General features: G+C 66.2%; 11 protein-coding genes. 5 read left to right on the top strand and 6 right to left on the bottom strand.

Annotated features, from left to right (window positions below; genetic code table 11):
- Nucleotides 1-80: 80 nt before the first annotated feature.
- Nucleotides 81-3236 carry a tetratricopeptide repeat protein gene (locus HPT29_RS13790; RefSeq protein WP_173946849.1) on the bottom strand — a complete coding sequence of 1052 codons (3156 nt, stop codon included), beginning with the start codon at nucleotides 3234-3236 and terminating at the stop codon, nucleotides 81-83.
- A gap of 199 nt (nucleotides 3237-3435) precedes the next feature.
- Between HPT29_RS13790 and HPT29_RS13795 the strand changes: the two genes are divergently transcribed.
- Entirely contained in the window at nucleotides 3436-5286 is a 1851-nt protein-coding gene (locus HPT29_RS13795) for a glycosyltransferase (protein ID WP_173946850.1), read from the top strand.
- Here HPT29_RS13795 and HPT29_RS13800 read toward each other — a convergent pair.
- Nucleotides 5283-5600 (bottom strand): STAS domain-containing protein, encoded by a 318-nt coding sequence (locus HPT29_RS13800; protein WP_259059997.1) that lies wholly within the window; start codon nucleotides 5598-5600, stop codon nucleotides 5283-5285. The two genes, HPT29_RS13795 and HPT29_RS13800, sit on opposite strands and share 4 nt — an antisense overlap.
- The gene (locus HPT29_RS13805; protein ID WP_173946852.1) at nucleotides 5597-6391 is read right to left on the bottom strand and encodes a PIG-L deacetylase family protein; all 795 of its coding nucleotides are present in this window, start codon (nucleotides 6389-6391) and stop codon (nucleotides 5597-5599) included. Before HPT29_RS13805 ends, HPT29_RS13800 begins: the two co-directional genes overlap by 4 nt.
- A 339-nt stretch (nucleotides 6392-6730) precedes the next feature.
- Between HPT29_RS13805 and HPT29_RS13810 the strand changes: the two genes are divergently transcribed.
- Nucleotides 6731-7201 carry a hypothetical protein gene (locus HPT29_RS13810; RefSeq protein ID WP_173946853.1) on the top strand — a complete coding sequence of 157 codons (471 nt, stop codon included), beginning with the start codon at nucleotides 6731-6733 and terminating at the stop codon, nucleotides 7199-7201.
- Between the two features lie 3 nt (nucleotides 7202-7204).
- On the opposite strand, the gene HPT29_RS13815 is transcribed toward HPT29_RS13810, so the two are convergent.
- Genes HPT29_RS13815 through HPT29_RS13825 form a run of 3 tightly spaced genes read right to left on the bottom strand, consistent with a single transcriptional unit; the run spans nucleotide 7205 to nucleotide 9997 of the window.
- A complete protein-coding gene (locus HPT29_RS13815; protein WP_173946854.1) occupies nucleotides 7205-7648 on the bottom strand; it encodes an ATP-binding protein in 444 nt (147 codons plus the stop codon).
- A gap of 32 nt (nucleotides 7649-7680) precedes the next feature.
- Nucleotides 7681-8016, bottom strand: coding sequence for an STAS domain-containing protein (locus HPT29_RS13820; protein WP_173946855.1), 336 nt, complete (start codon nucleotides 8014-8016; stop codon nucleotides 7681-7683).
- A complete protein-coding gene (locus HPT29_RS13825) occupies nucleotides 8003-9997 on the bottom strand; it encodes a PP2C family protein-serine/threonine phosphatase (RefSeq protein WP_173946856.1) in 1995 nt (664 codons plus the stop codon). The genes HPT29_RS13820 and HPT29_RS13825 overlap by 14 nt, the downstream gene beginning before the upstream one ends.
- A gap of 71 nt (nucleotides 9998-10068) precedes the next feature.
- On the opposite strand from HPT29_RS13825, the gene HPT29_RS13830 reads away from it, so the two are divergent.
- From HPT29_RS13830 to rimO, 3 genes are all read left to right on the top strand, one after another.
- The gene (locus HPT29_RS13830; RefSeq protein ID WP_173946857.1) at nucleotides 10069-11109 is read left to right on the top strand and encodes an endo-1,4-beta-xylanase; all 1041 of its coding nucleotides are present in this window, start codon (nucleotides 10069-10071) and stop codon (nucleotides 11107-11109) included.
- Between the two features lie 167 nt (nucleotides 11110-11276).
- Nucleotides 11277-11783: a GAF domain-containing protein gene (locus tag HPT29_RS13835; protein ID WP_173946858.1), complete on the top strand. Its 507-nt coding sequence runs from the start codon at nucleotides 11277-11279 to the stop codon at nucleotides 11781-11783.
- Nucleotides 11784-12127: 344 nt separating this feature from the next.
- Nucleotides 12128-13444: a 30S ribosomal protein S12 methylthiotransferase RimO gene (gene rimO / locus HPT29_RS13840; RefSeq protein ID WP_173946859.1), complete on the top strand. Its 1317-nt coding sequence runs from the start codon at nucleotides 12128-12130 to the stop codon at nucleotides 13442-13444.
- Nucleotides 13445-13497: the final 53 nt, after the last annotated feature.

The following is a 13497-nucleotide window of genomic DNA, read 5'->3' on the forward strand; positions in this document are numbered from 1 at the left end:
CGCTTATCAAGACAAGGAGCGCCGGCAAGCCTTCGTTGCCTGGTGAAACGTTGCCGGAACCCTCACCTTCGCGCCGCGAGTCACCACCGCACGCGCAACTGACCGCCGACGGACCAGCGGCTGAACGGCTCGTCGTCCTCTTCCGGGTTGAAGATGCCGTCGTCCTCGGACGAGCGGGCATAAGAGATGAGGTAATTGGTATAAAGGGCGAAGGATGCCTGCGGGGCGAAGTCGTAGTTCAGGCGTGCCGACGTATAGGCGACGAAACCCGCTTCGCCTGGTTCGCTGAACCCGTATCCTGCGGCCGCCTGGATGTCGAACCACCACTTGTCCGCCAGGGGGCCGAAGAACTGAAGGGTCGCTTCGAGCGACTGGTAGCGCTTCGGGTTCCAGTATCCGTTGTCGAGAACCTCCTTGAACTCGAAACCCGTGTAGCGGGCGCCGAGCCAGAAATAGGGATTGGCCGTAAACCGCTTCGCCGCCTCGAACTGGCCCCAGACGCGCTCGTTGCCGTCCGAGTACTGGCTGTAGATTGCCTGCGCGCTGAGCCGGGTGGCGTTGTCAGGCGTGAGATCCACCGAGAACCCGAAATCATTCGCCAGGATGTCGTTCACGATGGAGCGCGTGTTCTCGTCCGCGTAGCGCCGCCCCAGATCGAGATCGAACCGCAGGAGATCGGAGGGAATCAGGCTCAGGGTCGTCTCGTGGGTGAAGGTCACGTCCTGCTCGTCGTTCGGGCTGACCCGGCTCGGAACCTCCTCCTCCAGGTTCAGGAAGAACGAGGTCTTGAATTCCAGATAATCGTTGAACCGGTGGCGGCCGGCGAGGCCGAGGCTGTACATGTCGACGCTGGGGAAATCCGCGCCCCTGTAACGCATGAAGCGGGTCTGCGGGGCGAACTTGGTCAGGCCGGCATTGAAGGTCAGCTCGTGCGAGGCCTGCAGGGACCAGATCGCCAGATCGTCGGAGCGCCTTGCATACCAGGTTTCGATCTGGGTCAGGGGACGGCGCTCGAGGTAGAGCTGATCGAGCAGGCGCTGAGCACCCTCGTCCCCCGGCTTCACGGCGAGCACGGCCCGCGCATAGGTCTCGGACAGATCCGGGCGGCCCATCTCGTTGCGCGCCTGGGCGGCGATGAAGAGGGTCGCCGGGTTGCGGTCGCCGCCCGCCAGGAGCGGCTCCAGCCGGGCGAGCGCGGCGCGCGGAAGCCCCATTGATCGTTCGGCTGTCGCCGCGCCGCGGATCGCCTCCACGTTGCGCGGCTGCAGGGCGAGAGCCGCTTCGAAATCGACCAGGGCGGCCTGGTGGCGGGTGATGTCGTTGAGCGCGTTGCCCCGCCCGATCAGGGCTTCCACGTCACGGGGATCGGACGCGATGATCTCGCTGAAGACGGGAATGGCGAGTTTCTGCTGGCTGCTCCAGGCGAGCGCGCGGGCAAGCCCGAGCTGCGCGTCGCGCTTCTCCTTGGCCGTGAGGTCGGGCCGCTCCAGGATCTCCTGGAACAGCGGGACGGCCCGGAGGGGCTGGCCGGCATAGAGGACCTGCTCGGCATATTCCCGCAGCAGCTCGCGGCGGCGGCTCGGCATCACCGTCAGGGCGCGCTCGAACAGATTGACCGCCTCGGCGCTGCGCGCCTGACCCGCGGCCTGGCGGCCCGCGCCGACGAGCGCGTCGGAAAAGGCTTTGCGAGCCTCGGCGTCACGCGGATCCTCCCGCACGATGCTCTGCCACGCGGAGATCGCTTCCCGGAACTGGCTGCTCCAGAGCAAGGCGAAGGCCAGCCCGCGCCGGACTCGCCGGCGCTCGACCTCCGGGCGCTGCCCGTCGCGAAGAGCTTCCCGATACAGCGGCACCGCGCGCGCAGGATCGCCCGAATAGGCGACCTGGTCGGCGTATTCAGGCAGCAGTTCCTGACGCCGCTGCGGGGCGGCTTCGATAGCCTGCCGGAAGAACGTGGCAGCATCGGCATTTCGCGTTTTCTGGGCGGATTGACGGGCGGCCCCAACATAGGCGTCCGAGAGGGCCTTGCGGGCCTCCGCGTCCTCCCGATCCGCTCTCAGGATCGCACCCCATGCCTCGATGGCTTGCGGGAACTGGCTGCTCCACAGCAGGGCGAAGGCCAGCGACCGATCAACCTGCCGGCGGTCGGCCGGGGCGAGATCCCGACGGGCCAGAACGTCGCGATAGACCGGAACCGCCCGGCCCGGCTCACCCGAATAGGCGAGCTGGTCCGCATATTCCCGTCCGATCTGGCTGCGCTTCGAGGGATCGAGCGCGATCGCGCGCTCGAAGAGCGACGCGGCCTCCTTGTTCGCCCCTCGGCCCGCAGCCTCGCGGGCCGAGGCAATCGCCGCATCGGCCGGAGAGGCCGCCGGTGCGGTCGGCGTCGCGGGTGCGGCCGGCGCAGTTCGGGCAGTCGGCGCCGCCGGACGGCTCACACCGGCGCGGGCATCGGCCAGTCCCTGGCGGAGCTGCGCGTCATCCGGCGCCTCGCGAAGAGCCTCCTCCAGGGCACCCAGCGCAGCCGGGAACTGACCGCTCCAGAGCAGCGCGTAGGCAAGACCGCGCCTGAGGCGCCGCTGCTGATCCGCCGGGCGGCCGCCATCGCGCAGGGCTTCCCGGTAGAGAGGAACGGCCTGAGCCGGCTGGCCCGCGTAGGCGGTCTGGTCGGCCCATTCCGGCAGCAGCTCCTGGCGCCGCTGGGGAGCCGTTTCGATGGCCCGGGCGAAGAGCGGGACGGCATTGGCGTTCTCGTTGCGCTCCGCCGCCTGCCGGGCAGCGCCCACGAGAGCGTCGGACAGGGCCTTTCGAGCCTCGTCGCTGGCCGGATCGGCGCGCAGGCGCGCCTCCCAGGCGGTGACCGCTTCCTGGAACCGGCTGCCCCACAAGAGGGCGAAAGCGAGCCCCCGCTCGGCGCGCTGCTGGATGCTGGCCTCGAGGCCGGGATCGGCGAGAAACTCCCGGTAAAGAGGTATGGCCTCGGCCGGACGGCCGGAATAGGTCACCTGGTCGGCATATTCGAGGAGCAGCTCGCGGCGGCGCTCAGGGGCCAGGAGGATGGCCTGTTCGAAGAGACGCGCGGCCTCGCGGTTGTCGTTGGCGCCGGCCGCTTGGCGGGCCTGCTCCACCGTCTCGTCGGCCGACTGGGCCCAGGCCTGCGACGGGCCGAGACCTGCCCCGCACAGGATCAACAGGCTTGCGAAACACACATGAAGAGCAAGCCTGCGTAGAAACATCGTCTCGGAATCTCGAATCGTGAACTAAGGTCGGGCGGATCAGTATCTGGAATTTGGCCTTATAGCAGGTAAAGATCACCTTTCGTGGACTTGCGCCACCTGCATGGGTTTCTTTCCTCAGAAATAGCCTAACTTCCTTCCTTGGCCAGAGGTTATTGCCTCGATCTTTCCCGTCGATCCTTCCTGGGAGTTGCCGTTCTTGTCCCGCCCCGCCTCGCGTTTCCAAACTCAGAAGCCCTGGACACCGCTGCCCTATTCTCCCCTGCACGAAACGATCTGGCAGTTCCTCTGCACGGCGAGCCTCGTGTTCGGCATGTGGTATCTGGGGTGGCGCTGGTTGAAGTCGATCAACTACGACGCCCTCTGGTTCTCGATCCCGCTGCTGATCGCCGAGACCGGATCCTTCGTCGGACTCGTCTTCTTCACGGTCAATCTCTGGTCGGCGAAGTCGCCGGTCCGCGGTGCGCTTCCCGTGACGGCCCGCGACTGCTCCGACGATCCCGACATGCCGGACCGCCCCGTCTCGGTCGACGTTTTCGTGGCCACCTACAGCGAGGATCCCGAACTGGTCCGGGTGGGCCTGCAGCAATCCAAGAAGCTCACCTATCCCTACCCCATCGACCTCCGGATCCACGTGCTGGACGACGGCAAGCGGCCCGCCATGGAGGCCGTCGCCCGGGAGGAAGGGGTCAACTACATCACCCGCTCCGACAATGTCGGCTTCAAGGCCGGGAACCTGCGCAACGCCATGTCGGCCACGTCGGGCGATTTCATCCTGATCTGCGATGCCGACATGCACCCCTTCCCGACTTTTCTCGAGGAGACGCTCGGCTATTTCCGCGATCCCAAGGTGGCGTGGGTCCAGACCCCCCACTGGTTCTACGACATTCCGCCGGGCGTGCCCCTGCCGGCGGTGCTCGAACGGCGCCTCGGCGCCTTCGGCCGCGGCATCGGACGCGGCATCGAGCGGATCTTCGGCGCGGTTCAGGTCGGCGAGGATCCGTTCGCCAACGACCCCCAGCTCTTTTTCGACGTCATCCAGCGCCGGCGGAACTGGGCGAATGCGAGCTTCTGCTGCGGCGCCGGATCGATCCACCGGCGCGAGGCCGTCATGGAGGCGGCGCTGCGGCAATGGTCGGATCATGTGGCGGCCGCTGCGGGCCGCAACGAGAAGGCCGCCCGCGAGCTCACCGGCGAGGCCGCGATCATGGATTCGATCAGCGATGCCATGCGCTGGCAGAGCGCCCTCGACGAGGAGTTCCAGCCCTACAAGTTCCACGTGTCGGAGGACATCTACACCTCCATCGTGCTCCACAGCGACCGGGAGCGCGGATGGAGATCCGTCCTCCATCCGGTCGTCCAGTCCAAGATGCTGTCCCCGAACGACCTCCTCAGCTGGACCATCCAGCGCTTCAAGTACGCGGGCGGCACCCTCGACATCCTGGCCCACGACAACCCGCTGGTCCGCCGCGGGCTGACGTTGCCGCAGAAGCTCATGTACGGATCCACCTTCTATTCGTACCTGTCGCCGATCTGGAACGTCATCTTCCTGGTCTCGCCCATCGTGTTCCTCTTCTCGGGCATCGCTCCGGTGTCCGGCTACTCGCTCGACTTCTTCCTGCACATCGCGCCGTTCCTGCTGCTCAACGAGCTGTCGCAGCTCGTCGCGATGTGGGGAAATTCGAACGCCAAGGGCCGGGCCTGGTACCTCGCCATGTTCCCGCTCAACCTCCAGGCTCTCTGGGCCGTGATGAGAGGCCAGAAGATCTCGTTCCCGGTGACGCCCAAGGACCGCCAGGTGGGCACCTATGGCCGGCTCGTCCGATGGCAGATCGGTCTCGTGATCGTCACCATGGCAGGGCTGATCTGGGGATGGTTCTCCTACGGTACGGGCCGCGACGGCTACACGCTCGGGGCGATGATCGCCAATACCCTCTGGGGCTTGAGCAACGCCCTGTCCATGCTCCCGGTGATTCGGGCGGCGTACTGGCAGCCGGATCCCGAGTACGAGGCGGCCATTACCGAAGGGTCGCTGCCGACGGGCGTTTAGGCGGTCTCCAGAATTGTGAACACCCGGTCAAGGGTCGTCAGGCGCAGGAGCCTGCGCACCTGGGGACCGGGAGCGATGAGGCGCAGATCGCCGTCGGCCCGGCGGACGGCCTTGAGGCCGGACACCAGAACGCCGAGGCCGGTGCTGTCGATGAACGGCACGTCCGCGAGATCGATGAGGATCTGCGTCGTCCCATCGGCGATCGCCCCGTCCAGGCGAGCCCGGAGGTCCGGCGCCGCGGCGGCATCCAGGCGCCCCTGGACGCGCAGGAACGCCACGGCCCGATCCAGGTGCTCGACGTCGCCGACCATCATCGGGAACCAGGCGGACGAACGGGCCAGAACCGCTCGGCCGGACCCGAAGCGCCGCCGGTCCTGATGGCGAACTCCGCAACGGCGCGCCGGAAATCCGCCGTGAATCGGAAGATCACCGGCACCTGCGATCGGTAGCAGGCGATGGCGTCGAGACGCTTCTCGAGGGCGTCGCCGATCGGCACGAGGACGGGCTCGCCGACGGCGCCACCGAGCGCGGCAAGGCGCGCCGCGACCCCGGCCGGACTATGGATGGCATAGGGACAATCCTCGTAGGCGAAAACCTGAGCCCCCTGTGCGGCCAGGCGGCGGCCCGCCTCGAACACGAGCTGGTGGTCGACATGGGACCCGACGCCGAGCGGAACGAAGACACGGGTCCCCTCACGCCATTCCGGCAGGTGGCGGATCTCTTCGGCCAGATGGATCGCCAACTCCAGCTCCTCGCCGATCAGCGGGCCGAACAGCTCGTGATCGGACTTGTAGCGATCGCCGCGATAGATGGCGTCCGGCATGCCGAGCCAGCGAACCGGCGCCCCGAGGGTGCGGGCGGCATCGGCATCCTCGGCACGCCGGACGGCCAGCACCTGCTCGGCGTCCGTCACCTTCCAGCGTTCGTGCTTCCAGGCGGCGAACGGGCCGACCATTTCGTCGACGAGCTCGCCGGCGAAGACGGTCACCATGCGCGGCTCGTGCCCTCGATCGGCCAGAAGAGCGACGGTTCCGCCGCAGGACAGGGGAACATCGTCGTAATGCGGCTGAATGAAGAGTGCCGGTCCTGACGTCAGATTGTTCATCGATCGTTGCTTCTTCTACCTGACGCCGGAATGATCGGGCGAGCCTCTCGCGGAGACCGGGGTGGCCGGGACGCCGGAGCCTTGCCGCGAAAGGTTTCGATTGAATGAATTCCGGTCGAGACGGGGTGGAGGCGGGTTCCAACCGCCGCTGATCGGGTACGGTCGCTCAAGAATGTTCCAACGTACCGGTAAGTCAAGAAGCCGTCGTTGCTCCACACCCTCCTCCGACCCAACCCTTGCCATGGACGGGGACGGACTTCTAATGTCGGTACCTCGTCCTAGCTATGCGGACAGCAACCAGTTTCAGTATCGCGTTCCAAGCTTACCGGAGGCTCAACGGTGACTTTCAGGGATGGCCTCCTCAAGGCCCGGGGGCAGCTGACCTTCATCGCCGCGCTGGCGATCTCGACCGGTATCATCATTTATCTCGAAACCCTCGACACCGAGGCGCATATCCAGGGCCGGGTCGCCACGGAACTGTCCCGGCAGAGGCATGCGCCGACGACAGTCTCGCCCGCCATCGACGCTGCGGTGCGGGCGAATCTCCAGCGCTCGGAACAAGCTTATGGCGCCGATCCCGACAGCCCCGCGAGCCGTGCGGCGCTTCTGTCCACCCTTTCGTCAGCCGTGCAGCTCGGCATCCTGAAGCCCGAGGATGGCCTAACGCGGGTGCAACGGATCCTCGCCGACATGGAACGCCGGCGCGGTGAGCCCAGCACGGTGGTCGACGCCGCGCTCGGGACGGCCGCCGTCGCGTTCCCGTCGCTCCAGGACAGGATCGCGGATCTCAACGCCTCGGCGAAGAGCTGACGCTCACGCCCCGGGACGGGCAATCCGCTTGACCATCCGCAGGCGGTTCTCGGATTCGTTCGACACGTACTCGACCTCGTCCATGTTCATGTGGATGAGGGCCAGCCCCATGCCGCCCTCCGGGACTTCTGCCAGATCGGTCTCGTCGAAGGTGAATGGATCGTCGGACGCGTGCTCCAGCACACCGGGCTCCATCGGAGGCGCGTGATCGATGACGTCGATCACGATCCGGTCGGCCTGAAGCCCGACGGCGACCTGGACGTCCTTGCCCTTTTCTCCGTGGTAGCCGTGCTTGATGACGTTGTTGATGGCCTCGACCAGGCTGAGTTCCACGGCGTCCAGATCGTCGGGCCCGAGGAAGTCCTCGCACAGGGCCCGCACGGCGCGCGCCAGGAGGGAGACCTTGTCGAGGTCGCTGTCGATGGAAAGGCTGATGGAGGCGACCATCCTGTTTCTTCCTGCTCTCTTGCGGCGACCGATCAGGCAGAAAGCTGTTCGACGGCGGAATCCACGTTCGGATGAAGGGTGAAGACCTTGTCCATCCGGGTCAGGGTGAAGAGCCGGCTGACGGCCCCCGTGGCGCCCGCCACGGCAAGGCTCCCCCGCGGGCCGAGACGCTTGAGGCACGAAACAAGGGCTCCAAGGCCCGAACTGTCGATGAACTCGACGCCGCTCAGATCAAGAACGATCTGGTTCCGGCCGGCATCGATGCACTTCGTGATCTCGTCCTTGAACACCGGAGCCCGGCTTGCATCGATCCGCTTTTCCGACACTCGGACGACCAGGACATTGTTTCGAAGATCAGTGGACAGCATCGGCAGGGATCCTTTCAGGCAAGCGCTCCAGCATGAGAACGCTCAAGTCGTCGTCCAGGGTTTCAGAGCCACGCCACGTCCGCACCGCGACATCGAGCCGGTCGAGGAGAGCGGGGGTCGTGTCCGTGGCATTCTCGCGGACGAGACGGCGCAGGCGTTCCTCCGAAAACTGCGCTCCGGCTTGGTCTTCGGCCTCCACCAATCCGTCCGAGTAGATCAGGAGCCGGTCGTGCGGCCCGAATTCGAAATCCAGCCGCTCATAAGCGGCGGCCGGGAACATGCCGATCGGGAACCCACCCTCGCCGATCATCTCGACGAGACCGTCCGACCGGATCACTACCGGCGACGGGTGCCCCGCCTGCACGATGCTGGCCTGGTGGGACCGGGGATGGATTTCGCCCAGGATCATCGTGAAGTACGGAAGATCCTCGGGCCAGTCGTGGTTGATCTGAGCGGCGATCTCCTCCAGGCGCATTCCTTGCGGACGCGTCAGAATCGCCTGGGACAGGGTGTGATGACAGGCGACGGACACGAGAGCTGCGGCCGCCCCATGACCGGCCACATCCACCTGGAAGAACCCGATCCCACCGTCATTGCGGCGCAGCACGTTGTAGGTATCGCCGGCGATCAGGCTCGACGGGCGGTAGAGCCCCCGGTAGCTCACGTTCCCCATGGCCGACGCCGGAGGCAGCATGGCGCCCTGAATGACGGCGGCGGCCTCGAGATCCTTGCGAAGCTGCCGGTAGGTCTCCCTCAGGCGGGCATGGAGAACCTGCTTTTCGTTCTGCGCCCGCTCACGCTGGATCGCGTTGGCCTTGAAGACGCGCAGCGCGTCGTTCATCTCGCCGATCTCGTCGGCACGCATCAGCCGCGGGAGCGGCGTGGAGAGGTCGTTGTCGGCGAGCCTCAGCATGGACTGGCTCAGCGCCTCGAGGGGCTGCACCACCCGTCGGCGCACCACGAGCACGCTGCCGATCACCGCCCCGATCCCGAGGAGCAGAAGCCCGGACCATTGCAGGACCGACGTGCGGGCCCGGCGAAGCGTCGCCTCGAGACGGTCGCGGGAACTGCCGAGCAGCTCCCGCTGCATGCGGGCAATGTTGCCCAGCGTATGCTCCGTGATCTCGTACCACTGGCCCGCATCCATTCCGGGCGGCACCTTGCTCAGCAGGGAATTCAGGAGGGATTGCTGGAGTGGAGCGAAGGTCGCGGTGTAATCCTCGCGCGTGGCGCTGATCGCCGCCGTGACGGCCGGGCTCAGCGGAGAGCCCAGTTGCCCGTCGATCAGCTCCCAGGCGAGACCGGCCCGCCCGGAATTGCGGCTGATGGCGTCGAATTCCAGCCCCCCGACACTTCCGGGATCCATCAGAGCGCGGCTCATGAGGGCCTGGTTGCGTGCGATGCTCTCGCTCAGGATTCCGGCCTGGGTCCTCAGGTTCGCCTCCGCGCGCAGGGTCGGCTCCAGCGGCCGTTCCTGCTGGAGCAGCGTCAGGCGCGAGGATTGCAGTTCCCCGATCAGGCGGGTCGCTTCCTGGAACCAGCGCGGCGCGAACTCGCCGCCCCGTTGCGGCTGAGCGGGAGTGAGAGAGGCATCGGCCTGCCCTCGGAGCGCCCCGATCTCCTGGCGGATCCGGGCAAGAACGGCCAAGCCGGCATCGGTACTCCCCAGGACGCCGGTCGTGCCCCTCAGCTCCCGTTCCGCAGCTCCCAGGAATTCGTCGACCCGGCGCCGGGTCTCTTCCAGGCTCCCGGTCCCGCCGCTCCGGCGATCCGGGTCGAGCAGCACCACGAAGGTCTGGCTCCGCTCATTCGTGAAGGCCTCCGTTCCGAGAAGAAGCTGCTCTCGAATCCCGTTCGATGCCGCGAGTCGCTGCGCAGTCTGGTAATCCAGAAGCTCGGCGCGGATCTGGATCGAAACTGCCACCAGCAGGGCGATACCCAGGAAAGCCGTCAATATCAGAAGGGTGTGGCGGATCTTCATGAGGCGGGATCTGCGGTCGCTGCAACCGGTTTACATCACGATGGACGAGATTCTTCGCGGACTAGGAATTGATGACACAGCATGGCCTTAGTCGGGACGGCTTGTCGAGCGCTGCCGTTCACAGAGACCTGCTTTTCGGCACCGCTCTTTGCACCTCTGACCTGTCCTTGCAACCGCTTCAGCGTGCAATTCTCAAGAATTGCAATATCATCACGGCAGAATACGAGATGAAGTGGGATGTAATCGGCGCCGATCCTCACAGGCCCGACTATTCGGCTTCCGACAGGCTCGTTGACTTCGCGGCGGACAACGGCCTCGCGTTTCATGGGCATACCCTGTGGTGGCACGAGGCCGTTCCCACCGCCTGTCGCGAGAGCCCGGACCGCCGCTTCGAGGCATCGGCCCTGAGGCATCTCGAAGCGACCGTGGCGCGCTACGCTGGCCGCCTGAAGTCCTGGGACGTGATCAACGAACCTCTTGAGCCCTCCCAGGGACGCGGGGACGGGCTGCGCCGCTCGCGGTTCCTCGAGGTCCTGGGCCCCGACTACCTTGCGACGGCCTTCCGCCGGGCGGCCGATCTGGACCCGGCGGCCCTTCTGGTCCTCAACGAGATGGGATTGGAATACGACAGCCGCGAAGCGGAGATGAAGCGGCGGATGATGCTGCGTCTCCTCGAGCGGGAGCTTGGCAGAGGCACGCCCATCGGCGGCCTTGGGATCCAGTCGCATCTGACGGCCCTCGAACAGCCCCGGGAGCATCCGGAGCTCCAAGCCTTCCTGCGCGAGATCGGGCGAATGGGCCTGAGCGTGATGATCACGGAACTGGACGTCTCCGACCATCTCTGCCCCCGAGACCGGAAGCGGCGCGATTCCATCGTGGCCGACACCTACCGGGCCTATCTCGACCTCGTCCTTGCGGAGGGCAGCGTCTGCGCCGTGAACACCTGGGGGCTGAGCGACGGCTCCACTTGGCTCAACGGGTTCAGACCGCGGGCCGACGGAACTCCTCAGAGGCCGCTTCTCTACGACCGCGCCCTTCGGCGCAAGCCCGCCTGGCATGCGGTCAGGGATGCCTTGGGTCACGCTCGCGCCGGTCCGGCTCCCGGTGCCTGAAGCTGCCTGTCGTGGGGGTCACAATGATGCGGCCATGTTATTCCATCATCCGGGCTTACCTCTCCGGTGGAGCTGGATTATGCAGGATTGCCATTGAGTGTTCGTCCGGTCGAGCCGACCTTTGCGGAGCCGCACTCGGCCTGAGAGTTTGCGTAGAAAGGTGATCCATGCCGTTTCCGACCGGTCCTCGTGAAGAAGAGCGCCTGCAAGCTCTCCTTGAAACCGGTGCCCTCACATCGAGGCCGGATCCGGCCCTGGACGGGATCTGCGACGAGGTCCGCGCCCATTTCGACGTGCCGATCTGCACCATCACCCTGATCGACCGGGCCCGTCAGCTCATCAAGGCGGCACGGGGGCTCGAGACCGGAGAGACCCGGCGGGACGTGGCCTTCTGCAACTACACGATCCTGAGCGACGAGGTCTTCGCGGTCGAGGACGCCCTGGCGGACGAGCGGTTCAGGACCAACCCCTTCGTGACGGGAGCGCCCCATATTCGATCCTATGCTGGGGCTCCGTTGATCTTCCTCAAGGATATTCGCCTCGGGGCCTTGTGCCTGCTCGATACCAAGCCCCGCACTTTCTCTCGCGGCGACAAGGCCGAGCTTCAGCTGTTCGCCGACAGGGTCGTGCGGGAGATTTCCCGGCGGGAGCTCGAATGGACAGAGCCGGCGTGATCGGACCCGCGTCAAAGCCGGATGTTGTAAAGGCCGACCCGGTGCTGTAAAGGCACACGCGCGTCTTCGGTCGCGCGCTTCCCGGGATTGGGACGCGTCTGCGCGAGGCGCTGGATCGATCCAGGTGACAGATCGGGCAGGTCCGGGCGCGGTGGCGCCGGATGTGCCGGGTGTTCCTGCCCTCGATCGACAGGTCCTTCCGCTGTGGATTCGCATCGAGCGTGCGCCACGCAAGGGATCGAGCATCGGATCGACCGCGAAGGTGCAGGGCACTTTTGGGTCCGATGCTCGAGGCGGGACACCGCACGGATGTCAGTTTCGATTAAAGCAAGTGGATGTGGCGGATGAATGCTCCCGCGCCGAAAGTCTCGTTCGTTTCCCTAGGCTGCCCGAAGGCCCTGGTCGATTCCGAACGCATCATCACCCAGCTCCGGGCTCAGGGCTACCAGCTCACCAAGGAGCACGACGGGGCCGACGTGGTGATTGTCAACACCTGCGGGTTCCTCGACAGCGCCAAGGCCGAGTCGCTGGAGGCGATCGGCGACGCCATGGCGGAGAACGGCAAGGTCATCGTGACCGGCTGCATGGGCGCCGAGCCGGAGCAGATCCGCGACCAGTTCCCGAACGTCCTGGCGATCACCGGGCCGCAGGCCTACGAATCCGTCGTCTCGGCGGTGCACCAGGCGGTGCCGCCGGCGCATGACCCCTTCGTCGACCTCGTGCCGCCCCAGGGCGTCAAGCTGACCCCGCGCCACTACGCCTACCTGAAGATCTCGGAGGGCTGCAACAACCGCTGCTCCTTCTGCATCATCCCCAAACTGCGCGGCGACCTCGTCAGCCGCCCGATCGCCGACGTGCTGCGCGAGGCGGAAAAGCTGGCCCGGGCCGGGGTCAAGGAACTCCTGGTGATCTCGCAGGACACCAGCGCCTACGGACTCGACATCAAGTACCAGCCGAGCCTGTGGAAGGACCGGGAGGTCCGCACGCGGTTCTTCGAGCTCGCCAGGGAGCTGGGCGAACTCGGCATGTGGGTGCGCATGCACTACGTCTACCCCTACCCGCACGTGGACGAGGTCATCCCGCTGATGGCCGAGGGCAAGATCCTTCCCTATCTCGACATCCCGTTCCAGCACGCCTCCCCGCGGGTCCTGAAATCCATGCGCCGCCCGGGCAACCAGGAGAAGACCCTGGAGCGAATCCACAAGTGGCGCGACATCTGCCCCGACCTCGCCATCCGGTCGACCTTCATCGTCGGCTTCCCGGGCGAAACCGAGGAGGACGTGGACTTCCTGATGCAGTGGCTGAAGGACGCCAAGATCGACCGGGCCGGCTGCTTCCAGTACGAGCCGGTCCAGGGCGCGCCCGCCAACGACATCGACGGCGCCGTGCCGCCGGAGGTGAAGGAGGAGCGCTGGCACCGCTTCATGCAGACCCAGCAGAAGGTCAGCGCCAAGATCCTGAAGTCGAAGGTCGGCAGGACCCTGCCGGTCATCATCGACGAGCAGGGCTCCACGGTGGCGACCGGCCGCACCCAGTACGACGCCCCCGAAATCGACGGCGCCGTCTACGTGGCGTCCAAGACCCCGCTCAAGCCGGGCGAGATCGTCAACGTGCGGATCGAGGCTTCCGACGAGTACGATCTGCACGGGACGGCGGTCTGAAGTCGATGCGTCAAGGCGCAGCCGGTTCGGCAAAACTCAACGCCGTCACCGGG

Source organism: Microvirga terrae (assembly GCF_013307435.2).
Taxonomy (GTDB): Bacteria; Pseudomonadota; Alphaproteobacteria; order Rhizobiales; family Beijerinckiaceae; genus Microvirga; species Microvirga terrae.